This window comes from Collinsella aerofaciens, assembly GCF_025289055.1.
Classification (GTDB): domain Bacteria; phylum Actinomycetota; class Coriobacteriia; order Coriobacteriales; family Coriobacteriaceae; genus Collinsella.
Genome location: NZ_JAESIQ010000001.1, coordinates 168,421 through 190,651, shown reverse-complemented (window position 1 = coordinate 190,651; position 22,231 = coordinate 168,421). Strand labels below are relative to the sequence as shown.

The window sequence follows — 22,231 nt, the reverse complement described above, 5'->3', positions numbered from 1 at the left end:
GTCATGCCGAAATGGCGCGAAGCACGCGGTTGACAAAACTATAGAGACACGTCCCAAAATGACTACCTGGGATGGCTGGTTCGGGTAGGCGATATACTGCTGGGCAGACGAAAGGAGCGTCGACGATGCTTAATGGGTGCGCATATATATTGACGGTCGACGTGGGCAACACGTTCATTCGCTTTGGCCTGTTTGCCGAGGATTCGGCCGCGGCACAGGAATGCCCGCTTGCGACGTGCGAGATCACCACGCCGTCGAGCATCACAGCAGACGAGGCGCGCATGCGTCTCGTGCAGGTCATGGGCGCGCTCGCCGCCGATGCGGGTGTGCCCGGGGTGCTCGTACCCGCCGCGGCTGTGCTGAGCTGCGTGGTCCCGGCGCTCGAGCGCCCGTGGAAGGCGGCGCTTTCCCGCACCTGCACGGGGCGCGTGCTCACCGTGGGGCCGGGCCTCAAGACCGGCATGCCCGTGCACTACGACGATCCGGCCGAAATCGGCCCCGACCGCATCGCCGATGCCGTGGCGGCCCGTGCCGTCTACGGCTCGCCGTGCATCGTGATCGACCTGGGCACGACGACCAATATCGAGGTGATCGACGCGCACGGCACCTTTGTCGGCGGCGTCATCGCGCCCGGTCTGGCGCTCGGCGCCCGCTCGCTTTCGGCGGCAGCAGCGCGCCTGCCTCAGGTTGAGCCCTCGGCGCCGACACACGTCATCGGCCGCAACACGCGCGAGGCCATGCGCTCGGGCGTGGTTTTGGGCGAGGTAGCCCGCATCGACGGCATGCTCGACATGGTGCTTGCCGAGATGCGTGCGACCAAGGCCGCGGGGGAGGGCGATGTGCCCATCGTCATTACCGGCGACGATGCCGAGGCACTTGCGGCGCTGGTCGGCCATAGCCTGACGGTCGACGACGCGCTGACGTTGCGGGGTCTCGCCGAGCTCTACCACATCAACCAAAAGCCCCGTCGCGCGTAGGGCGAGGAGCTGGTGGGATAAGCGCCCCTACCTTTCACCTGCTACAATGGGTCAAACTATTGCGATTTCGGAGGTGTCTGCCATGTCGGACGATCTTCATCAAACCGCGTCGGGCAAGCGCCGCGACGTCATTAGCTGGGATGAGTTCTTTATGAGTGTGGCCATTGCCGCGCAGCGCCGCAGTAAGGACCCCAACACGCAGGTGGGCGCGTGCATCGCCAACACCAACCACCGCATCCTTTCGGTGGGCTACAACGGTACGCCCTCGGCGCTCAACGACGACTTTTTCCCGTGGGGCACGAGCGACGACCCGCTGCAGGATAAGCACAACTACGTGGTGCATGCCGAGGCCAACGCCGTGCTCAACTACCGCGGCTCGCTTAAAGACCTCGAGGGTTCCACGGTCTACGTCACGCTGTTCCCGTGCCACGATTGCGCCAAGATCCTGGCGCAGGTGGGCGTGGGCGAGGTCGTCTACCTGGACAATAAGTATGCCGACACCGATGACGGCCGTATCAGCCGCCGCATTCTCGACTCCTGCGGCATCAGCTACCGCCAGGTCATCGTCGATGTCCAGATTGGTACCGGGGGACAGGCTCAGCAGTAGCGCGTGCCAACGCCAGCTGGCGGCAAAACAGCCAAAAGAGCCCCGTCCCAAATTGACTACTCGTGAAAGTCGCGTCTGCGCGCATGGACGGCTCGTGAGCGGGTACATGGCTGTAGTAACATAGCTTCTGTCCGCGGGCGTGCCCGCGTTATTGTGAGAAAGGAGCCCCTGTGGCTGTTAACGAAGAGCTGCTTAAGAAGGTTCTTGAGGAGATTCGCCCCAACCTGCAGGCTGACGGCGGCGATATGGAGTATGTGGGCGTCGACGACGAGGGCGTCGTCCAGCTGGAACTGCAGGGTGCCTGCGCCGGCTGCCCTATGAGCGCACTGACCCTGTCCATGGGCATCGAGCGCATCCTGAAGGAGCACGTGCCCGGCGTTACCCGCGTCGAGCAGATCAATGCTTCCGGCGAGACCGACGACCTGTACGACGAGTACGCGCCGTTCTAAGATGCGAAAGCTGCGGACGACATGCTCCGCATAGACGTTACGCTCAAATATGCGGCTGCGAGCGCAAGGCCCGCGGCCGCATTTGTATGTAGGGAGCAGGGGATCGATATGCTCAACGACCTCTACCATATGCTTGACCCCGTTGCGATCTCGGCGGGTCCCATCACGATCTACTGGTACGGTCTGGCCTATGTGGTCGGCGCTCTGCTCACGGCGGTTGTTATGTACCGCACGCAGCGTCGTTGGGGCTTCGACATCACGATCGATGACCTGACGAGCGTCGTGGTCGGCGCGGTCTTTGGTCTCATCATCGGCGCGCGCCTGTTCTACGTCGTCTTTTACGGCGATGGCTACTATTGGACCCACCCGCTCGAAATCTTTGCCACCAACGAGGGCGGCATGAGCTTCCACGGCGGCCTGGTGGGCGGCATCTTGGGCGGCATCATCGTGTGCCGCATGTACAAGCTTGATGCATGGACCGTCGCCGACCTTGCCGTGATCGGCGCCCCGCTGGCCCTGTGCCTGGGCCGTTGTGCCAATTTCGTCAACGGTGAGCTGTGGGGTAAGCCGACCGATCTGCCCTGGGGTGTGGTCTTTGGCGGCACCGCGGGCGATATGCCGCGTCATCCTTCCCAGCTCTATGAGGCATTCCTGGAGGGCGTCGTGCTCTTCTGTATTTTGCAGGTGCTCAGCCGCAAAAAGCCGCTACTGCCCCAGGGTACGTTTATGGGCGTGTTCGTGATGGGTTACGGCATCGTCCGCTTCCTCATTGAGTTTGTGCGCGTGCCCGATGCCCAGCTGGGCTATCTGCTGGGCGGCGTCATCACCATGGGTCAGCTGCTGAGCCTGCCGCTCGTAATCGTGGGCCTGGCACTCATCATCTTCGCCCGTCGCCGCAACCAGCCCCAGCGCGTCTACCTGGACGCCTAACCACCAAAACCACCACAAAGGGGACAGGCACCTTTGTGGTGGTTTTGCCGAGTTTGATAGGTTTCTAGAAAGGCTTTCGGACTGTGAAGGATTCCGACCTCTCCACAACGGCTGCGCGCGACGCTGCCCGCATCGTCTGGTTTAAGCGCTACCCTGCCAAGCAGACGCTCATCGCATTTTTGCTCGCGCTGTTGGCGACCACGGCGTTTTCCATCGATCCCGCCCCGGTGTCGAGCAACGCAGTCTTGGCGATTGACCCCAAAGCCTCGGGCATGCTGTACGTGTGCTACGAGGTGCTCCTCTCGTTTGCCGGCCATACCGACGCGGTCATGCTGCTTGCGCTTGCCTGCCTGCTCACGCTGCCGTTTCGCTACGTGTTCTTTGGCCGCGGCGACGCTTGGCGTCCCTCGGTGATCCTTCCGTCGCTGTTCTTTGCCGTCTGCATGGTGTTTGGCCGCAGCTACGACCTCACCGATTCGGCCGAGATCGTGCTCGGCGACAAGGCCCGCATCATCTGCGCCTGGATAGGCGGTGCGGGCTGGATGCTCTTGGCGGTCGTTGCCTTCTACCTTGCCTTTGAGTGTCTAGATTGGCTGAGCTCTCGGCGCATTCCGTTTTCCGAAGCGCACTTTGGCCGCGTATGGCGTGTGGCTCACGCCGTGCTCTCGGTCCATCCCTTTGCCGGGCCCTTTCTGGTTCTTATGATCGCCTGGGCGCCCACGCTCATCGCTTCGCTGCCCGGCCTGTTTATGGGAGATACGGGCGCGCAGATCCGCCAGTGGTTCAACTACCCCAATGGCACGAGTGACTATCTGCGTCTGCTCAATCCCAATGTGTTGCTCAACGGACATCACCCCGTGGTGCACACGGCTATCATCGGTTTGTGCGTCCAGCTGGGGCTTTCGCTGTTCAATAGCGCCAACGCAGGTCTTGCCATCTACACCTGCGCCCAGTTCGTCATTACGGCCGCCTGCATGGCCTATTCCATCTCGTCGCTGCGCAAGCTGGGCGTGAGCCTGCCGGTCCGCGGCGTGATCTTGCTGTTCTTTGTGTTTATGCCCATGTTCTCCAACTATGCGGCTCTGCTTACCAAAGATGTGCTGTTTGCCGACGCGTTTTTGGTGCTGTTGGTGCAGACCGTGAAGCTCGTGGCCTGCGGCCTGCCCCGTTGCGATGCCAATGCCGAGCGTGCGGGCGAACAGAGGCCCGTGCTCTTTGCGCGCCATGACTGGCTGCTGCTCGCTCTGGGCGCCATGGGCTCCACGTTTCTGCGTAACGGCGGCCTGGTGTTTCCCCTGGCGGCATGCGTAATCGCGGCGGCGTTTTGCGCATGGGACGCGCATGTGGCTCATCGTGCAGCCAAGCAGGCTGGTGCTGCGCCTTCGGGCGCCATCCCGCGTTTCCGCTGGGTGGGAGTTCTTGCGGTGCTTGCACTCTGCCTTGCCTCCAACATGTACTTCACTAAGGTCTTTATGCCGGCGCACGACATCACGCCTGGTTCCAAGCGCGAAATCCTCTCGATTCCGTTCCAGCAGACGGCTCGTTTCGTCCAAAAGCACGACGGCCTCAACTCGGGCGTCAACCCCACGGTTAAGGAGGACGGCACCATCGTGGAGGCTCCTTGCGACGGCTTGGTGACCGACGAAGAGCGTGCCGTGATCGACCGCGTGCTCAAGTACGAGAACTTGGGCCGCCGTTACAACCCGGATAAGTCGGACGCCGTCAAAAATTGCTTTAACGAGTATGCCTCGCAGGAGGACATCAAGGCCTATTTTGAGGTGTGGGCCCAGATGTTCAAAAAGGATCCCGAGTGCTATATTTCGGCGCTCATCAATAACTACTACGGCTACTTTTATCCGAGTGCCCGCGATGCGTGGGTCTACAGCACGGCGCGCAGTGCCGAGATCATGGCGAAGCCCGATAACCTCAAGTACTTCGACTTCCATCCGGTCGATAGCAAGGTTGTGCGCTGGTGCGACCACCTGATTAACCTGTACCGCGTGGCAGTACAGCGCATCCCGTTTATCTCGCTCACCATGAGCTCGGCCACCTATGTGTGGATCATGATCGCCGTGGTGGTCTATCTGCTACGTCGTCATTCGTGGCGCGGGCTGGCCATTTGGGTGCCGCTGCTGGGCGTGCTCGCCGTGTGCCTGATCGGTCCCTGCAACGGCTCGACCTACATGCGCTACCTGTATCCGGTCATCGCCTGCATGCCCTTTGCCATCGGCGCCACCATCACCCGCAGCGACCTCCTCTGGTCCTAATTTGGTGCAAAGGGGACAGGTTACTTTGCACTAAGGGGCCGCATCATCACGACGCCTTCATTTTGGGGTTTATCTCGCAGGCCAGTAGGTATATCATAACGACGTTTGTTTATATTGCCCGAGCATCTGCGCTGGGCTTTAGGTCGAAACCGATAGGAGACACGTATGTCCGGACACTCTAAGTGGGCCACAACCAAGCATCGTAAGGGCGCGCAGGACGCCAAGCGTTCCGCCCTCTTCTCCAAGCTGAGCCGCAACATCACCGTTGCTGCCCGTCTCGGCGGCGACCCGCTGCCCGAGAACAACGCCAGCCTCGCTGCTGCTGTTGCCAAGGCCAAGGCTCAGTCCATGCCTAAGGACAAGATCAAGTCCGCTATCGACAAGGCCTTCGGTTCGGGTGCCGACGCCGCCGTCTACGAGAACATCGTGTACGAGGGCTACGGTCCCGCCGGTGTCGCCGTCTACGTTGACTGCCTGACCGACAACCGCAACCGCACCGCCGCTGATGTCCGTTCCGCCTTCTCCCACGCTGGTGGCAACCTGGGCACCTCGGGCTCCGTCGCCTTCCAGTTTGAGCGCAAGGGCCAGATCGTCGTCGCCAAGGAGATCCTGGACGAGAACGCCAAGAAGGAGACCATGATCGCCAACGGTCCTGCCGGTGACGAGGATGAGTTCATGATGGCCATCGCCGAGGCCGGTGGCGAGGACTACGAGGACGCCGGCGAGGAGTGGATTGTCTGGACCGCTGCTAACGACGTCATGGCTGTCTCCAAGGCGCTCGAGGAGCAGGGCGTCCAGGTCAAGGGCTCCGAGACCACCATGGTCCCGACCACCCCGACCGAGGTCTCCGGTACCGACGCCAAGAAGGTCCAGCGCCTCATCGACCGTCTTGAGGAGCTCGACGACGTCCAGGATGTTTACAGCACCATGGACATGACCGACGAGGTCATCGCTGCCCTCGAGGAGGAGTAGCGCCCACACGGGTTAAGCCGTGCATATCTGGGCATAATGAAGCGAGCATGCAAGCCTCGTGGAATAGATGAGCCGGATCCGCGTGCGTATGGCACCGGACCCGGCTCTTTTATAATGATGCGAACCGTTTTGCATTCTGTGGACCGAAACCTGAAGGGAGCGCGCGTGCGCGTACTCAAACGAGCCCTAGCGATCGTGTATCTTGCCGCCGCCATCGTGGCGCTGGGTACGCTTGTCTGCCAGTTCTGGGGACCGTATACGTATCGCTTTATGCTGCTGCTGCGTGACGCCATGCCTCGCGTCGTCGTTACGGTGTGCGCCGCTATCGTGGCGCTTGGCGTGCTCATCGGTTTTTTCCGCCTGATGTTCGCGCGTCGCGAGCCGTCCTGCGTGCATCCGGCGGGGGAGCGCAATATCGAGGTCACGCTCGCAGCGCTTTCCTCGTGCGCCCGTGCCGCGGCAGAGTGCGATGATCGCGTGATGGTTGAGCATATCGAGGCGCGCGTTCAAGGCTCCGACGAATCGCGCGTTCGTTTTAAGGTCGAAGCCATCGCGCTCGACGACCGGGACGTGGCCTCCCTTGCAGCCGCGATGCAGCAGCGCATCGAGAAGGCCTGCGACACCATGCTCGGCACGCCGGGCACGACCGCGCGCGTCCGTTTTTTGCCGTCCAAGACTACCGTCCAGACCGTGGAGGTTTCCGGTGAGTGATACCAACCAAGACAAGACCGCCCGCACGCCGCGCCTGACGATCGACCAGAACGCTACGCCGGCAGGCGAGTCCGCCGACACCAAGCTCGAGGCCGGCGAGCAGCATGACGTCGCCGCCAACGACTTTGACGAGGCCATGGGTCTCATCAAAGGTACGGGCGCTGCTATCTGGAGCTACGCCGTGCGCCACCCCAACACTACGCTCGGCGCCTTGGCAGGCTTTATCCTCGCTGTGCTGGTACTTACGTTGGGCCTGTGGGACACGCTCGTCATCGCATTCTTTGTGCTGATCGGCGCCGTGATCGGCCAGATTCGCGACGGCGAGAACGGTATCGTCAACTTCTTCGGCCGTCTGTTTAGCGGCCGCTAATATGAATTCGACTGTCGCATCTGCGGCAGGCATAAGGAGGAACCATGGCTTTTAACACGAAGGTCGATGTAGCCGATACCGAGCTCGAGGCGAATGAGGCCGTCGCCGCCGAGGCGGAGGACGTAACGCTCGAGGACGAGGCACTCGTCGAGGCCGAGTCCGATGCGGACGAGGATAACGAGGAGATGGACGAGGAGGCGGACGAGTCCGAGGACTCGCTGACCTATTCCAACGGTGTGATCGAGAAGATCGTTGCCATGGCCACCCGCGAGGTGCCGCATGTTCTGGGCATGAAGGGTAACCTTATGCACTTTGTGCAGGAACAGTTTGGTGCCGAGAACCTGACCAAGGGCGTGACGGTCGAGGTCACCGACGACAACCGCGTGGTCGTCAACATCTCGGTCATCATCGAGTACGGCGCCTATGCGCCTGCGATCTTTGACGACGTTAAGGCGCGCGTCACCGAGCGTCTGGCCGCGATGACCGGCCTTGAGGTGGCAGGCGTCAACCTGCGCATCGAGGATGTCATCACCCCCGAGGAGTACGAGCACCGCACCAGCCAGCACGAGTAACCTACCAAATAGGGACAGGTTTGTTTCGATAGGTTTTACCTGCGAAAACGCTAAACGGTCGACCGCGCAAGCAAAAGTGCGGTCGACCGTTTTCTATATGCCCCCGATGCAGGCATACCGCTCGTCTAACTAAGGGTTGCAATCTTCGCGTTCCGCGTTACCCTAATGGGCGCATTGTTTCCAAATTGTTAACGAAGGGTTGCCGTAATGGCCGACGAACACGAGACCGAAAGCAAGGCATGGGCGATTGAAGCCGCTGCGGCAGAGGCGGCGTCGCGTGCCGCCGAGGAGATGCATCGTCCTCCGGTGGTGCCGATGGAGCGCGTTGTCGGTCGCGAGGATATCGAACGTGGCGAGCGCGCCGGCCGCAAGCGCAGCCAGGAACCAGGCTTTCCGCGCTTTTTTGCCGAGCTCAATCTGGGCCTGGTCCTCACGGCGTTCGCCATCGTGGCTTTCAAAACGCCCAATCACTTTGCCTTCGGCGGCACCTCGGGCGTGTCGGTCATTCTTTCCACGCTGTTCCCGACTCTGCCCGTCGGCGTATTTATGTGGATTATCAACGCGGTCCTGGTCATCCTGGGTTTTATCTTTTTGGAGCGCAAGGCAATCCTTTGGAGCGTCTTTGCCTCGTTTGCGCTTTCGGCCTACGTCTCGCTGTTTGAGCTCTTCATTCCGTCGGATGTTTCGATGACGGGCGATATGTGGCTCGACCTGTGTTTTGCCGTCATCTTGCCGGCGCTGGGCAGTGCCATTGTCTTTGACATTGGCGCCTCGACGGGCGGCACCGACATCCTTGCCATGATCCTCAAGCGCCGCACGACGCTCGAGATCGGCCGTGCCCTGTTACTGGTCGATATCGGCATCGTGACCATTGCGGCTTTCCTGTATGGCCCGCGCGTCGGTCTGTACTGCGTGCTTGGCCTGTTTGCCAAGACGCTTGTGGTCGACAAGGCTATCGAGAGCATTCACCTTCGTAAGGTCTGTACGATCATTTGCTCCGAGCCCCTTAAGGTCGAGGAGTTTATCGTCAAGCATCTCAACCGCACGGCAACGATCAGCCGTGGCTACGGCGCTTTCTCGGGCAAGTGCGTCACGGTGATCATGAGCGTGCTGAGCCGTCGCGAGGCAGTGCAACTGCGCCGCTATGCCCGCGAGATTGACCCTGGCGCCTTCATCACCATCGTCGATAGCTCCGAAATCGTCGGCAAGGGCTTCCGCGGCACGAACTAGCCCTGGTGCGCGCTTCGAATCATTGAATTAACCGGCTGCGTTGCAAATCGGTCATCTTGGGGTATTTGTCCCCACATTGGGCGATAATGATGCCAAAGACATCGTTTGCGGTCCAGGTGATTCGCTCTAGATACGAAGGGATGATTTCGATGTTCTGTTCGCAGTGTGGCGCCCCCATGGGCGATAACGACAAGTTCTGTGGCGTGTGCGGTGCCCCTAATACCGAGGCCAAGGCCACCGGCCCCGCTCCGCAAGCTCAACCTCAGCCGCAGGGTCAGCCGTTTGCCCAGCCCCAGCCGCAGCCGTTCGTTGCGCCCCAGCCGGCTATGAACGTGCCCAAGGGCTGCATGGCTCAGGCCTTCAACGACATGATTAAGGTTCCCGGCGCCCTGGTTCGCGTATGCCAGATTGCCTTTTTGCCGGCGCTGATCTGCGTCGTGTCGGTGCTGGCGCTGTTTATCCCCGTTATCGGTGGCATCGCGGCGGCCATTGGCTTTTTGCTCGCTTACGTGGCAAGCGTGTGCGGCGCTGGCTTTGCTATCGAGTGGGGTCGCGACCTGTCGCTCAAGGACGATAACGGCATGGAGCGTCCGCTGCTGCGCTCGACCTCCTTTGGGCTGGGCGTCTTCTCGTCTGTCATTACGAACGTGCTCGGGTTCGTGGCCATTATTCCGGTGATTGGCGTGGTGTTCTCGGTGCTTGAGAGCGCTGTGATCGGTGCCGTTGGTTCGTACTATTACTTCGGTTCGAGCGGCCTCGAGGGCGCACTCATCGGGTCGATGGGTCTGCTTGTCTTTGCCATGATCGTATCGGCGGTGTTGGGCATTTTCTTTAAGATGTTTGGTGACGCTGCCGTGATGCACTTTGCAGTCGCCGGCCGCGTGGAAAGCGCGTTTTCGCTCGAGAAGGTCTGGAAGTCCTATAAGGCCAACCTGGGCAAGCTGTTCTGCGCCTCGATTCTCCCCGAGTTTTTGACGGGCATTGTTTCCAATATCATCACCTGGATTTTCACCGCCATCTTTGGCTTTGTTGCCGCGCTGGGCATTAGCAGCTATGGCTACTACGGCTACTATTCTCGTCCTTCGGGTCTTGAGGCTATCATCGAGGGTGGCGGCATTACGCTCATCCTGTTCCTGATGATCGTTGCCTTTGTCACCGTGTTCCTGAATGTGTTTGGCACGATGCTCAAATATCGTGCCGTTGGCTACTGGGCCGCGCGCCATGCCAGCGAGTGGGCCGATGAGGATACCGACGATGTCCTGACGTTCGTGCTCCCGGGTGAGAAGAAGCCTGCTCCTGCGGGGTTCAATCCCACGGCCGCCACTGGTGCTGCCCCTGCGCCTGCCCCTGCGCCTGCCCCTGCGCCTGCCCCTGCCCCGGCACCCGCGCCTGCACCTGCTCCGGCACCTGCCCCGGCACCCGGGGCGACGCCTGCGGAGCCCGATTGGAATGCCGTTGCCACGCCGGCGGATGAGCCGGGCGATAATCCTGCTGCCGAAAACAATCAAACCGAATAGTCGGTCGAGGCGCCCTGGGCAACTGAGCCCGGGGTGCCTTTTTCTACTGCGAAAGCAAGAAAATGCCCGGGAAAACGGTTGCAGCAATATTTCTCGGAAATTGATCAATGTTGCGCAACAACGTCGCGGCTATTGTTGAGAACATAGTCGTGTAAGGTTTGAAGGCGTGCAACGCCTTAGGAAAAGGAGAGGCTTATGTTCTGTCCCACTTGTGGTTCTCCCATTTCGGATGATGCCAAATTCTGCCCCGTCTGCGGTTCTGCCGTCGGTGCCGCTCCCGCTGCTCCTGCTCCGCAGCCCGCGCCGCAGCCTGCATCTCAGCCCCAGCCTGCTCCGCAGCCCACGCAGATTCAGCCCACTCCGGTTCAGGCAGTTCAGCCTCAGCCTCAGCCGCAGTACACCGGCCAGCAGCAGTACACCGGTCAGCAGCAGTATGCTCAGCAGCCTGCACCCGCCCCGATGGGCTATGCTCCGATTAAGACCGACCGTGGCGTGATCGGCTGGCTCCTGCTTTCCATCGTGACCTGCGGCATCTATTCGTATTACTTCCTCTATTGCCTCGCGCGCGACATCAATGTCATGTGCCAGGACGACGGCGATTCCACACCGGGTCTGGCTGCATTCATCCTGCTGTCGTTCGTGACCTGCGGCTTCTACGCACTCTACTGGTACTACAAGATCGGCAACCGCCTGCAGGCTAATGCTCCTCGCTATGGCCTGATGTTCCAGGAGAACGGTACCACCGTTCTTATGTGGCAGATCGTCGGCGCGCTGCTGTGCGGCCTTGGCACCATCTTTGCCATGAACATCATCATCAAGAATACCAATGCCATGGCAACGGCTTATAACGTCCGTCTTGGCGCTCGTGCCTAACGATAAGAGCGGCGTGAACAGCTCCCAGGGACATAAGGGCGCGGCGGAACTCATTCGCCGCGCCCTTTCTTGCATCGGCGCGCTCTTTGTCGCCTGGCTCGCACTCTACCTGCTCGATATCGGCTGCGTGTTTCGCCTGATGACGGGCATTCCCTGTCCGGGATGTGGCATGACGAGGGCCTGGCTGGCAGCACTGCGCCTCGATTTTGCGGCGGCCTTTGCCTACCATCCGCTGTTTTGGGTGGTGCCGATTGCGTTTGTGCTCGCGTTCGTGCGCGAGGAGGTGACGTCGAGCAAGCTAAAGCGCGGCATCGACATTGCGGTTATTGTTCTGTGCGTGCTGGTCGTTGCCGTATGGATCGTGCGCCTTATCAACCCGGCAGACGCGGGCCTGCTCTTTGGTGGCCACGCTCCCGCCGGAGTTCCCACCGATATCATTCACCTCGAAACCCCACGCTGGCTCGCCATCCTTCGCTCTTACTTGTCGTGACGGAGGACGCGCTAGAAAAGCGGTCGACACATAAGCGGGGGCGAACGTTGAGATAACGTTCGCCCCCGCTTTGCTATAGCCAGGTTGTTATAGGTGGGCGTGACGGCTACTCGCCGTGCTTCTCATCGTGGCGAGCGGCGGCACGGGCATCGTGAATGCCCTTGATTGCGGCATGGCGGGCGGTGCGGGCGTCGTGCACGGCGTCGCGGGCCTCGGCGGCAGTTGCCTTGGCAGAGCGCAGCTTGGCTGCCAGGTCGGGATTGGTCTCGGCAACCGCGGCGATCGTGGGGCCGTCGAGCTCTTCTTGCGTGGGCTCGGCCAAAAAGTCGATGGCATACTGAGCGGCTACCATGGAGCCCTTGGCGAGCACGCTCTCGTCGATCTTATAGAAGCAGGAGTGCTGGGCATAGGTGGCGCCGATCTGGGGGTTGCGCGTGCCAACAAAGGCGAGCACGCCCGGTACGCGGCGCAGATACTCCGAGAAGTCCTCGCCCGAAAGCGTGCCGCGGTAATGGCCCTCGCCCGCGGGACCCAGGCACTTGAGCACAGCTTGGCGGCAGCGCTCGCTCGAGGCGGCATCGTTTTCGACCTTGTAGTTGGCGATGGTGTAGTCGGTGAGTTCGGCCTCGGCGCCCAGAGCAGCCGCGGTGTGCTCCACGATGCGGCGCATAAGCTCGGGCATCTCCTCATGCGTCTTGTCGCCATAGGTGCGCACCGTGCCGGCGAGGTACGCCGTGCCGGCGATAACGTTGCGCGCGGTGCCGCCATGCAGCTCGCCGACGGTGATGACGGCAGGTTCGTAGGGGCTAATCTCGCGCGAGACGATGGTCTGCAGGGCGTTGACGATCTCTGCCGCAACCATAACGGCGTCGTGGCCGCGCTGGGGCATGGCGCCATGGCACGAGGTGCCGCGGACGTCGATGCGGAACCAGTCGGTGTTTGCCATGCGCGGGCCGGGCTCGCAGCTTACGGTGCCGGCGTCGACCTCGCTCCAGATGTGCGCGGCGTAGGCGCCGTCGACGCCATCGAGTACGCCGGTGCCGATCATGAGCTTGGCGCCCTGGCCGTTTTCCTCGCTGGGCTGGAAAACGATGCGAATCTCGCCGTGGATGTCATCGGTCATGTGGCGCAGAATCTGCAGTGTGCCGAGCATCATGGCGATATGGCAGTCGTGACCGCAGGCGTGCATGCAGCCCTCGTTGACGCTGGCGAACTCCTCGCCGGTCTGCTCGGTGACAGGCAGGGCGTCGATATCGGCGCGCAGCAGGATACGGCGGCGCGGCGTGCCGTCCTCGCGGTAGGCATCCGGCGCGGTACCGCGAAGCGTCGCCACCAGGCCCGTCTTGAGCGGACGCTCGTAGGGGATATTCATGGCGTCGAGCTGGTTGGCGATGTCGGAAGTCGTGCGCTCCTCGGCAAGGCTCAGCTCCGGGTGCTTATGGAAGTGCCGGCGCTGCTTGATGATGTAGGGTTCAAACTCGGCGGCGATATCCTGGATGGCCGCGGTGACGTCGTCTGCCGCGCGAACCTCGGTTGCCGCCATAATTTGCTGTGCCTTGGTCTTCGTCATGGTCGATTTGCTCCTTGTTGGCTCGATCGCAAAATCGTACAGGCTCTCTCCAGTATGCCACCTGCCGCTAGGGCTGGTAAAGTTGCCGTTTGCCGCTTGGGGTTTTGTTGCAAGGGCGGGGGAGTACACTCGGGAGTGTTGAATTTCCTGCCAGAGATGGGGATGCCCATGCAGCATATCGATCGGATTATCCGCTCCAAGAACGTTTTTACCGCCCAAGACGGCATCGATACCGCCCGCGAGTTGGCGATCGCCATCGCGGGCGATCGCATCGTCGCTGTCGGCGCGCCCGATGACGTGATTGCCGCCGCACCTGCCGCCACGCCGGTGGTCGATTACGGCGAGCAGTTTGTCTGCCCCGGTTTCCATGACGCTCATCTGCACTTCTTCCATACCTCGGTCGGTTCCTCGCCGTATATGCTCATGGATATGGGCACGTCCGAGGCGGCACTGGTGCAGCATGCGCTCGAGTTTTCCCAGGGCCTGCCCGACGACGCCTGGGTCGTGACCCAGGGCTGGCGCGATTACCGCTGGGATCCGCCCGAGCATCCTACCAAGGCCTCCCTCGACGCCGCCTTCCCCGGTCGCCCCTGTGTTATGTATTCGGGCGATGGGCATACGCTGTGGCTCAACAGCCGCGCACTCGAAGCCCTCGGCGTGACGCGTGACAGCGAGCCTCCTGCGGGTGGCAGTTACGACAAAGACTCAAACGGTGAGCTTACGGGTATTGCCCACGAGGCAGCTGCTATGCAGCTGCTGCCGCGCTGCCTGGAATGGCTGGGCGAGGACCGCATCGCGAGCGCTTACGGCGACCAGATGAAGCGTATGGCCGAGCAAGGCATCACCTCAATCTGCGATATGTCGCTCATGCCCATGCCGGGCTGCGACTTTATTCGCGACGATGTCTACGACAGGCTGCAGGCCGCCGGCAAGCTGGGCATTCGCGCCCACCTGTTCCCCACGCTGCTGGATGACCAATCGCGCTTGGAAGAACTCCAGACCCGCTACGCAAACAACGCGCTGCTCTCGGCGCCAGGATTTAAACAGTTCTTCGACGGCGTGTCGAGTGAGCATACCGCATACCTCACTGAGCCCTATACTAACCCGCGCTTCCCGGGTGACCAGGGGCGCCTGACGGTTCCTGTCGAGCGCATGCGCAAGTTGGTTCTGGCGGCAGCCGAGCGCGGCCACACCGTGCGCATCCACGTTATCGGCGACGGTGCCATCCATGCCGCACTCGATATCTTTGAGGAGGCGGCAGAGCTCTACGGCCTGCCCCAGCACGGTCATAATACGCTTGAGCATTTGGAGAATCTGCTGCCTCAGGACATCGATCGTCTGCGCAAGCTCAACGTCATTGCCTCGAGCCAGCCTTGCCACATCACGCTCGACCCGGGTGGCCCGGAGCGCGACCTGGGCCTGGAACGCAGCCGCATCATGTGGCCGTTTGCGACCTATAAGCAGCGCGGCATCCGCCAAGCTTTTGGTACCGACAGCCCCATCACGGCCGTTACCAGCATGAACGTGCTCTACACGGCTATTACGCGCCAAGACCCTCGCAGCCACTGGCCCGAGGGCGGCTGGCTCCCCAGCGAGCGCATCGATGCGGCAACGGCCCTGCGCAACTACACGCTTGGTAGCGCGTACGCAGCGGGCGACGAGCAAAACCTCGGCAGCCTAGAGCCCGGCAAATACGCCGACTTGGTAGTCCTGGACCAAAACCCGCTCACCATTGACCCCCAAGAGCTCCAAGACACCAAAGTTCAGGCAACCTATCTGGCAGGTAACTTAATCTACGAGCGTTAACCCCACATCCCACCCCTCAGTTGCGGTGAAATACGGACTAAATAACACCTCAACAGCCAAAAACAGTCCATATTCCACCGCAACTTAAGGGGCACGTTTCAGCAACGTGCCCCTTTCTTGTGCGCCCTACCCGCATCGCCATTTCGCTGCACTGACTTTTCTGAATGCCGGGCCCGAATTAGTTAACCTGGCTCCCGGGGCGGACCGGAGGGCATGAAGTTTGTCGCGAGTTCCGCACGCAAAGGAAAGCACTTAATGTGCTTTCCGTCTTGCGCAGGACTGTAGAGCAGCAAACTTCATGCCCTCCGGTCCGCCCCGGGAGCCACCTCTAAGTTATCCCCCGGCATTCAGAAAATCTAAGTGCCAAAAAATAAGATTTTTTGACTCCGTGTTGTATAACCCGCCATTCGTGGGTACCATTCAACGCGTACGCAAACGAAGTAGGGAAACCCGCGCGGCCCAACCGCGCGGCCCACAAAGGAGGAAACAAGCATGTCGTCTTTGAAGCCGCTTGCAGATCGCGTCCTGGTCAAGCCCGACGAGGCCGAGCAGAAGACCGCTTCTGGTCTGTACATCGCCAGCAACGCTCAGGAGAAGCCGCAGCGCGGCACTATCGTTGCCGTTGGCGCCGGTAAGGTCAACGACAAGGGCGAGCGCATCCCCATGGACGTTCAGGTCGGCGACGTTGTCATCTACGGTAAGTTCGGTGGCAACGAGGTCAAGGTCGACGGCGAGAAGTATCTGCTGATGCGCGCCGACGACATCTACGCCGTCGTCGAGGCCTAGTCTCGTCAGAATCTCTGATTCGTCTTTGAGCGCGCCCGCCGCATAGGACTCGGAAGCGGCGACGCGAGTCACATTTCTTTTGGAGGATTACCCACTATGGCAAAGAACATTACGTTCAACACCGATGCCCGCGCTAAGCTTGCCAAGGGCGTCAACACTCTGGCCGACGCCGTTACCGTCACCATGGGCCCCAAGGGCCGCTACGTTGCGCTGCAGCGCACGTTCGGTGCCCCGACCATCACCAACGACGGCGTTTCCGTCGCTAAGGAGATCGAGCTCGAGGACAACATCGAGAACATGGGCGCTCAGCTGGTGAAGGAGGTCGCCACCAAGACCAACGACACCGTGGGTGACGGTACCACCACCGCAACCCTGCTCGCTCAGGCCATCGTCAACGACGGCTTGCGCAACGTCGCCGCTGGCGCCAACCCGCTGGCCATCCGTCGCGGCATCGACAAGGCCGTCAACGCCGCCGTCGCCGAGATGAAGAAGCAGGCCAAGCCGGTCGAGACCAAGGAGCAGATTGCTTCCGTCGGTACCATCTCTGCCGGTGACCCCGAGGTCGGCGAGAAGATCGCCGAGGCCATGGAGGTCGTGGGCAAGGACGGCGTCATCACCGTCGAGGATTCCCAGACGTTCGACATCACCATCGACACCGTCGAGGGCATGCAGTTCGACAAGGGCTACGTCTCCGCTTACTTCGTCACGGATAACGACCGCATGGAGGCCGTGATGAAGGATCCGTACATCCTCATCACCGACCAGAAGATCTCCAGCGTCCAGGACATCATGCCTGTTCTTGAGGCTGTCCAGCGCGCCGGCCGTGGCCTGCTCATCATCGCTGAGGACATCGACGGCGAGGCTCTGCCGACCCTGGTCCTCAACAAGATCCGTGGCGCCCTCAACGTCTGCGCCGTCAAGGCTCCGGGCTACGGCGATCGCCGCAAGCGCATCCTCGAGGACATCGCCGTCCTCACCGGTGGCCAGGCCGCTCTGGACGAGCTGGGCGTGAAGGTCGCTGACATTACCGCCGATATGCTCGGTACCGCTAAGTCCGTCACCATCTCTAAGGACAACACCGTCGTCGTCGGCGGCGCTGGCTCCAAGGAGGCCATCGACGCCCGTATCGCTCAGATTAAGGGCGAGATGGAGAACACCACCTCTGACTTCGACCGTGAGAAGCTCCAGGAGCGCCTGGCCAAGCTCTCCGGTGGCGTTGCCGTCATCAAGGTCGGCGCTGCTACCGAGTCCGAGCTCAAGGAGATCAAGCATCGCGTCGAGGACGCCCTGCAGGCCACCCGCGCTGCTGTCGAGGAGGGCATTGTCGCCGGTGGCGGCGTCGCCTTCATGGACGCTGCTCCTGCGCTCGATGCCGTCGAGATCGATGACCCCGAGGAGAAGATCGGCGTCGACATCGTCAAGAAGGCTCTGACCGCTCCGGTCGCCACCATCGCCAAGAACGCTGGCTTTGAGGGCGCTGTCGTGGTCGACAAGGTCGCCGAGCTGCCCGCCGGCCAGGGTCTCAACTCTGCCAACGGCGAGTGGGGCGACATGATCGAGATGGGCGTCCTCGACCCCGTCAAGGTCAGCCGCGTCACCCTGCAGAACGCTGCTTCTGTCGCCAGCCTGATCCTCATCACCGAGGCTACCGTCTCCGATGTGCCCAAGAACACTCAGCTTGAGGACGCCATCGCTGCTGCTACCGCTGGTCAGCAGGGCGGCGGTATGTACTAAGGCCGACAAGGTCTAGAACTCCCACCGGGAATCCGGGGGCGGGACGGGGGCTTCTCTCCGGAACGTCCTCGGACATGCAAAGAGGCTCCGCATCGCGCTTCGCGCTGCGGAGCCTCTTTGCGTCCTGCGGAATGTTCCGGAGAGAAGCCCCCGTCCCGCCCCCGGATCCCCTGCGTTTACGGCCTTGAGGTCGGCTCGCGGAGAAGGACGTGGTTGATGGGAGTACGTGTTCCCTTCGCTGTTTCGCGCTTCGCGCGAAAGGCGCGCTACTTTGGGATGGGTGGGGAATGTGGTTGTTGCGGCAACTGGTCCCCATCATAAATTACCCTTGGCATACTTGCGCGAAAACCTGCCCGTGCTACACTTGCAATTGCTGTTTCAGGGCGGGGTGAAATTCCCCACTGGCGGTAAATCGGGCGGTGTCAAAGGGACGCCGTGGCGCAGGTAAAGTGCCTGCGGCCGAGCCGATGAGTCCGCGACCCGTGTGTGCGTTGGTTCGCATGCCGGCTGAACTGGTGAGATCCCAGTACCAACGGTTAGAGTCCGGATGAAAGAGGCAGGTGATCTTATGTCTGAACAGTCGCAGCATATCCATTTTGAGAACACGAATAGGTGGAGCACCAAACAGCTCGTTACCATGGCGTTGATGTGCGCCTTGGGTGCCCTGTTTATGTACGTGCAGCTGCCCATCCTTCCTTCGGCGCCGTTTTTGACCTACGACCCGTCGCTGGTGCCGGCGATGGTGTGCGGGTTTGCGTACGGCCCTGGTGCCGGCACTGCCGTTGCCGCCATGGCGATCGTTATCCATGCGCTCACCACGGGTGACTGGGTCGGCGCGCTTATGAACCTGGTTGCCACGCTGGGCTACATTCTGCCCGCGGCTATCGTCTACCAGAAGATGCATACCTATAAGGGTGCCGTGATTGGCCTGGTGCTCGGCGTCATTGCCGCTACAGCGCTGTCTATGGTCGCAAACCTTACCATTGGCGTATGGTTCTGGTATGGCTCGGTCGATGTGATCGCCCCGCTCATGATTCCTGCCGTACTGCCGTTCAACCTTATCAAGACCGTGCTTAACTCGGTGTTGACGCTGGCGGTGTATAAAGCAGTCTCCAACCTCATCACGCCTAAAAAGGACCAGGTCAAAGGCCGCGCATGATTGAGTGTCGGGGCGTTTCCTTTAGCTATGACGGTGCCGCCCAGGCGCTTGACGGCATCGATCTGAGCATTAAGGACGGCGAGTTTTTCTGCATCCTCGGTGGCAATGGGTCGGGTAAGTCGACGTTTGCCAAGCATCTGAATGCGCTGCTGCAGCCCGATGCGGGCACGGTACGCATCAACGGCATGGATGCGTCCGAGCCCGAGCTGGTCTACGACATTCGTTCGACCGCGGGCATGGTATTCCAGAATCCCGGCGACCAGCTGGTGGCAACGCTTGTCGAAGATGACGTTGCGTTTGGTCCCGAAAACCTTGGCGTGCCATCGGCGCAAATTGCGCAGCGCGTACGCGAGGCGCTGAAGGGCGTGGGCCTGGTGGGCTTTGAGTGCCACGAGACCCATGCGCTTTCGGGCGGCCAAAAGCAGCGCGTGGCGCTTGCCGGCGTGCTCGCCATGGAACCGCGCGTGCTCATATTGGACGAGGCTTCCTCGATGCTCGATCCGCGTGGACGCAAGGGCCTCATGAAGGCTTGCCGCGCGTTGCACGCTCGCGGCATGACCATCGTGATGATTACGCACTTTATGGAAGAGGCCGCCGAGGCCGATCGTGTCGCGGTGTTTCGGGCGGGACGCGTTGCCATGCTCGGTACGCCCGAGGAAATCTTGACGCGAGCGGACGAACTTGCGCAGCTCAACCTTGACATGCCAGAGTCGTGCCGTTTGGGCATGGCGCTTCGTGCGAAGGGCGTGCCCGTTTGCGCGCAGGTACGTGAGGCGGATATGGTCGCCGAGATTGCGCAGGCTTATGCCGAGCGAAGTGGGGCAGGCATCGCGGGGCAGTCTTCCGCATCCCAGTTGGAAATCGCTGACGGCACTGTTCCGGTAGACAACGAGGGCAACGCGTCGGAGCCCGTCATCGAGCTATCCCGTGTTTCGTACAGTTATTCGCTCAGTCCGCGCGAGCGCCGCCGCTGGCATAAGCGCTCGGCCATTGCGGGCAAATCGAGCAAACAGGCTCTCTGGGGAAACGACCCCAGCAGCCCGTGGGCGCTGCGCGATGTATCGCTGACGGTGCGTCGCGGCGAGTTCCTGGGCTTGGCAGGTCATACCGGTTCGGGTAAGTCGACGCTGGTCCAGCATCTCAACGGTTTGATTCGCCCCCAGGAGGGATCCGTTCGCGCGCTGGGGCTCGATCTGTCAAACAAGAAAGACGCCGCCGCGGTTAAGGCCAAGGTCGGCGTGGTGTTTCAATATCCTGAGCGTCAGCTGTTTGCCGAAACCGTGGCGCAGGACGTGGCGTTTGGTCCGCACAACCTTGGCTTGCCGCAAGATGAAGTCGACCGTCGTGTCGAGTCATCGCTCTCGCGCGTGGGCCTCGACCTTTCCACGGTCGGCGACAAGAGTCCCTTTGAGCTTTCGGGCGGTCAGCAACGGCGTGTGGCATTCGCCGGCGTGCTCGCCATGGAGCCCGAAGTCCTGGTGCTCGATGAACCCATGGCGGGGCTCGACCCGGCTGCACGCAGGGATTTCTTAGGGCTCATCGATCGACTCCATCGCGAAGGCCTGACCGTTGTCATGGTTTCGCACAGCATGGATGACCTGGCCAATTGCTGCGACCGCATCGTCGTGATGAACGAGGGCGCGGTGTTTGCCGAGGGCACGCCCGCTCAGGTTTTTGCGCATGCGGATGAGCTTAAATCAATCGGCTTGGGTGTTCCCGCTGCCCAGCGCATGGCGCTGGCGCTTGCGAAGGCAGGCGTGCCGCTGCGCTTTGACGGCCTCTATACGGTTGAGTCGCTGGCAGACGAGTTGGTGGACCTGCTAATCGGTCGCTCGGGCGGTCCTTCTAACGTCGCGGACATTGCTAATTCCAAGACGGTCGCGCGAGAGGAGGGCTGCTGATGGAGGCGTTTTCGTTTGGCAGTTACTATCCCGGCGATAGTGCGATCCATCGCCTGGATCCGCGCACCAAGCTGCTCCTGGGCTTTGTGTTTCTGATCACGACGCTGACCGTCGGCGGCTTCCGCGGACTGGCCCCTGTCGCAATGTTTGTCGTGCTGATCTATGCCGTGTCTCGGGTGCCGGTTCGTCGCGTTCTGTCGTCGATGGCGCCGCTGCTGGCAATCGTCGTCGTGGTCGCGGTGCTCAACTTGTTTACCGATCAGGGTGGGCGCATCCTGTGGCAGCTCGGCTTTTTGCAGATAAGCGAGGGCTCGCTGCATTCCGCCGCCTTTATGGCGTGTCGCCTGAGCTTGATGATGGCCGGCATGAGCGCCATTACGCTCACCACACCGACACTCGACCTCACCGCGGGCTTTGAGCGCCTGCTCGCGCCGTTTGCGCGTGTGGGACTTCCTGCGCACGAGTTCGGCATGATTATGGGTATCGCGCTGCGCTTTATGCCGCAGTTTGCCACCGAGATGAAGCAGACGGCGGACGCGCAGGCAAGCCGCGGTGCACGCGTAACGGGCGGTCCGCTCGGTGGCGTACGCATGCTCGGCAGTGTGGCGATTCCGCTGTTCACCGGCGTGTTCCGCCATGCCGAGACGCTGTCTGCTGCCATGGATGCACGCTGCTATCACGGCGAGCAGGGCCGCACGCGCCTGCATGCGCTTGCATTTGGCCGCGGCGATGCGTTGGCGGCGGTGGTGACGGCGTTGCTGCTCATCTGCGTCATCGTCATCAACCTTCAACTTGTTTAGGCGCGATTCGAGCGCAAGAAAGGGGTCCCTATGACCGACAACGACCGCACAGCTCAGCTTGAGCGCGCCTGTTCGTATCTCAGGCGCATTCCGGCGTGGTATCTGGCCACGACCGATGCAAGCGACGGGCATCAGCCTCGCGTGAGGCCGTTTTCGTTTTCCATGGTCGATGACGGTAAGCTGTGGTTTTGCACATCGCGCGACAAGGATGTGTGGGCGGAGCTGAGTGCGAATCCCAAGTTTGAGCTCTCGGGCTGGAAGCCGGGGGAGTGTTGGATCGTGTTGACCGGCGAGGCCGCACTTGAGGACGACGCAGTTGCGAGCGACAAGGTGCGTCAAGCAGGCTTTAAGCACATGGTGGGCATTGGCGAGGAACACGAGAGTGCCAACGACGGCCGCCTTGCGTTCTTTTCGGTCCGCAACATTGCCGCGCGGTTCTGCGATATCGACGGCAGCGAGGAGCGCCTGGAGCTCTAGCTCGCACGATCCAGGCTCCCAAACTAGCTAGTA

21 protein-coding genes and 1 riboswitch are annotated in these 22,231 nt (G+C 61.4%); of the genes, 20 read left to right on the top strand and 1 reads right to left on the bottom strand.

The features are described from left to right. Positions 1 to 125 precede the first annotated feature (125 nt). From JMJ97_RS00920 to JMJ97_RS00860, 13 genes are all read left to right on the top strand, one after another. Complete coding sequence (locus JMJ97_RS00920) at positions 126 to 977, top strand: type III pantothenate kinase (RefSeq protein WP_260698835.1); 852 nt, start codon at positions 126 to 128, stop codon at positions 975 to 977. Between the two features lie 82 nt (positions 978 to 1,059). After that, on the top strand, positions 1,060 to 1,584 hold the full coding sequence (locus JMJ97_RS00915) for a deoxycytidylate deaminase (RefSeq protein WP_052044088.1): 525 nt from the start codon (positions 1,060 to 1,062) through the stop codon (positions 1,582 to 1,584). 170 nt (positions 1,585 to 1,754) lie between these two features. Continuing rightward, a complete protein-coding gene (locus JMJ97_RS00910) occupies positions 1,755 to 2,033 on the top strand; it encodes a NifU family protein (RefSeq protein ID WP_118206288.1) in 279 nt (92 codons plus the stop codon). A 108-nt stretch (positions 2,034 to 2,141) separates the two neighbouring features. Continuing rightward, entirely contained in the window at positions 2,142 to 2,963 is an 822-nt protein-coding gene (lgt, locus tag JMJ97_RS00905; protein WP_260698834.1) for a prolipoprotein diacylglyceryl transferase, read from the top strand. Positions 2,964 to 3,046: 83 nt separating this feature from the next. Further along, positions 3,047 to 5,230 (top strand): DUF6020 family protein, encoded by a 2,184-nt coding sequence (locus tag JMJ97_RS00900; RefSeq protein ID WP_260698833.1) that lies wholly within the window; start codon positions 3,047 to 3,049, stop codon positions 5,228 to 5,230. A gap of 165 nt (positions 5,231 to 5,395) precedes the next feature. Next, the gene (locus JMJ97_RS00895) at positions 5,396 to 6,202 is read left to right on the top strand and encodes a YebC/PmpR family DNA-binding transcriptional regulator (protein ID WP_035137586.1); all 807 of its coding nucleotides are present in this window, start codon (positions 5,396 to 5,398) and stop codon (positions 6,200 to 6,202) included. A 165-nt stretch (positions 6,203 to 6,367) separates the two neighbouring features. Then, complete coding sequence (locus JMJ97_RS00890; RefSeq protein WP_260698832.1) at positions 6,368 to 6,913, top strand: Asp23/Gls24 family envelope stress response protein; 546 nt, start codon at positions 6,368 to 6,370, stop codon at positions 6,911 to 6,913. Then, a complete protein-coding gene (locus tag JMJ97_RS00885) occupies positions 6,906 to 7,283 on the top strand; it encodes a DUF2273 domain-containing protein (protein WP_260698831.1) in 378 nt (125 codons plus the stop codon). Before JMJ97_RS00890 ends, JMJ97_RS00885 begins: the two co-directional genes overlap by 8 nt. A 44-nt stretch (positions 7,284 to 7,327) precedes the next feature. Next, on the top strand, positions 7,328 to 7,855 hold the full coding sequence (locus JMJ97_RS00880; RefSeq protein WP_035137581.1) for an Asp23/Gls24 family envelope stress response protein: 528 nt from the start codon (positions 7,328 to 7,330) through the stop codon (positions 7,853 to 7,855). 207 nt (positions 7,856 to 8,062) lie between these two features. After that, complete coding sequence (locus tag JMJ97_RS00875) at positions 8,063 to 9,085, top strand: YitT family protein (protein ID WP_215692734.1); 1,023 nt, start codon at positions 8,063 to 8,065, stop codon at positions 9,083 to 9,085. Positions 9,086 to 9,234: 149 nt separating this feature from the next. Next, complete coding sequence (locus tag JMJ97_RS00870; RefSeq protein WP_260698830.1) at positions 9,235 to 10,602, top strand: zinc-ribbon domain-containing protein; 1,368 nt, start codon at positions 9,235 to 9,237, stop codon at positions 10,600 to 10,602. Between the two features lie 195 nt (positions 10,603 to 10,797). Further along, entirely contained in the window at positions 10,798 to 11,475 is a 678-nt protein-coding gene (locus JMJ97_RS00865; RefSeq protein WP_260698829.1) for a DUF4234 domain-containing protein, read from the top strand. A 13-nt stretch (positions 11,476 to 11,488) separates the two neighbouring features. Then, positions 11,489 to 11,965, top strand: coding sequence for a DUF2752 domain-containing protein (locus JMJ97_RS00860; protein WP_260698828.1), 477 nt, complete (start codon positions 11,489 to 11,491; stop codon positions 11,963 to 11,965). A gap of 106 nt (positions 11,966 to 12,071) precedes the next feature. Here the strand turns inward: JMJ97_RS00860 and JMJ97_RS00855 are convergent, their stop codons facing one another. Further along, on the bottom strand, positions 12,072 to 13,535 hold the full coding sequence (locus JMJ97_RS00855) for a M20 family metallopeptidase (RefSeq protein WP_260698827.1): 1,464 nt from the start codon (positions 13,533 to 13,535) through the stop codon (positions 12,072 to 12,074). 168 nt (positions 13,536 to 13,703) lie between these two features. On the opposite strand from JMJ97_RS00855, the gene JMJ97_RS00850 reads away from it, so the two are divergent. The 7 genes from JMJ97_RS00850 to JMJ97_RS00820 all read left to right on the top strand — a co-directional run bounded on the left by JMJ97_RS00850 (position 13,704) and on the right by JMJ97_RS00820 (position 22,198). Then, the gene (locus JMJ97_RS00850; RefSeq protein ID WP_260698826.1) at positions 13,704 to 15,341 is read left to right on the top strand and encodes an amidohydrolase; all 1,638 of its coding nucleotides are present in this window, start codon (positions 13,704 to 13,706) and stop codon (positions 15,339 to 15,341) included. 492 nt (positions 15,342 to 15,833) lie between these two features. Further along, the gene (gene groES, locus JMJ97_RS00845) at positions 15,834 to 16,127 is read left to right on the top strand and encodes a co-chaperone GroES (RefSeq protein WP_040358989.1); all 294 of its coding nucleotides are present in this window, start codon (positions 15,834 to 15,836) and stop codon (positions 16,125 to 16,127) included. A 96-nt stretch (positions 16,128 to 16,223) separates the two neighbouring features. Continuing rightward, on the top strand, positions 16,224 to 17,861 hold the full coding sequence (groL, locus tag JMJ97_RS00840; protein WP_006234938.1) for a chaperonin GroEL: 1,638 nt from the start codon (positions 16,224 to 16,226) through the stop codon (positions 17,859 to 17,861). 370 nt (positions 17,862 to 18,231) lie between these two features. Then, a riboswitch (FMN riboswitch) is annotated at positions 18,232 to 18,424 on the top strand. A gap of 5 nt (positions 18,425 to 18,429) precedes the next feature. Then, the gene (locus JMJ97_RS00835) at positions 18,430 to 19,020 is read left to right on the top strand and encodes an ECF transporter S component (protein ID WP_055252299.1); all 591 of its coding nucleotides are present in this window, start codon (positions 18,430 to 18,432) and stop codon (positions 19,018 to 19,020) included. After that, positions 19,017 to 20,921 carry an energy-coupling factor transporter ATPase gene (locus JMJ97_RS00830; protein ID WP_260698825.1) on the top strand — a complete coding sequence of 635 codons (1,905 nt, stop codon included), beginning with the start codon at positions 19,017 to 19,019 and terminating at the stop codon, positions 20,919 to 20,921. Before JMJ97_RS00835 ends, JMJ97_RS00830 begins: the two co-directional genes overlap by 4 nt. After that, positions 20,921 to 21,721: an energy-coupling factor transporter transmembrane component T family protein gene (locus JMJ97_RS00825; RefSeq protein WP_260698824.1), complete on the top strand. Its 801-nt coding sequence runs from the start codon at positions 20,921 to 20,923 to the stop codon at positions 21,719 to 21,721. Before JMJ97_RS00830 ends, JMJ97_RS00825 begins: the two co-directional genes overlap by 1 nt. Before the next feature lie 30 nt (positions 21,722 to 21,751). Continuing rightward, positions 21,752 to 22,198, top strand: a complete 447-nt coding sequence (locus JMJ97_RS00820) for a pyridoxamine 5'-phosphate oxidase family protein (protein WP_260698823.1) — start codon at positions 21,752 to 21,754, stop codon at positions 22,196 to 22,198. Positions 22,199 to 22,231: the final 33 nt, after the last annotated feature.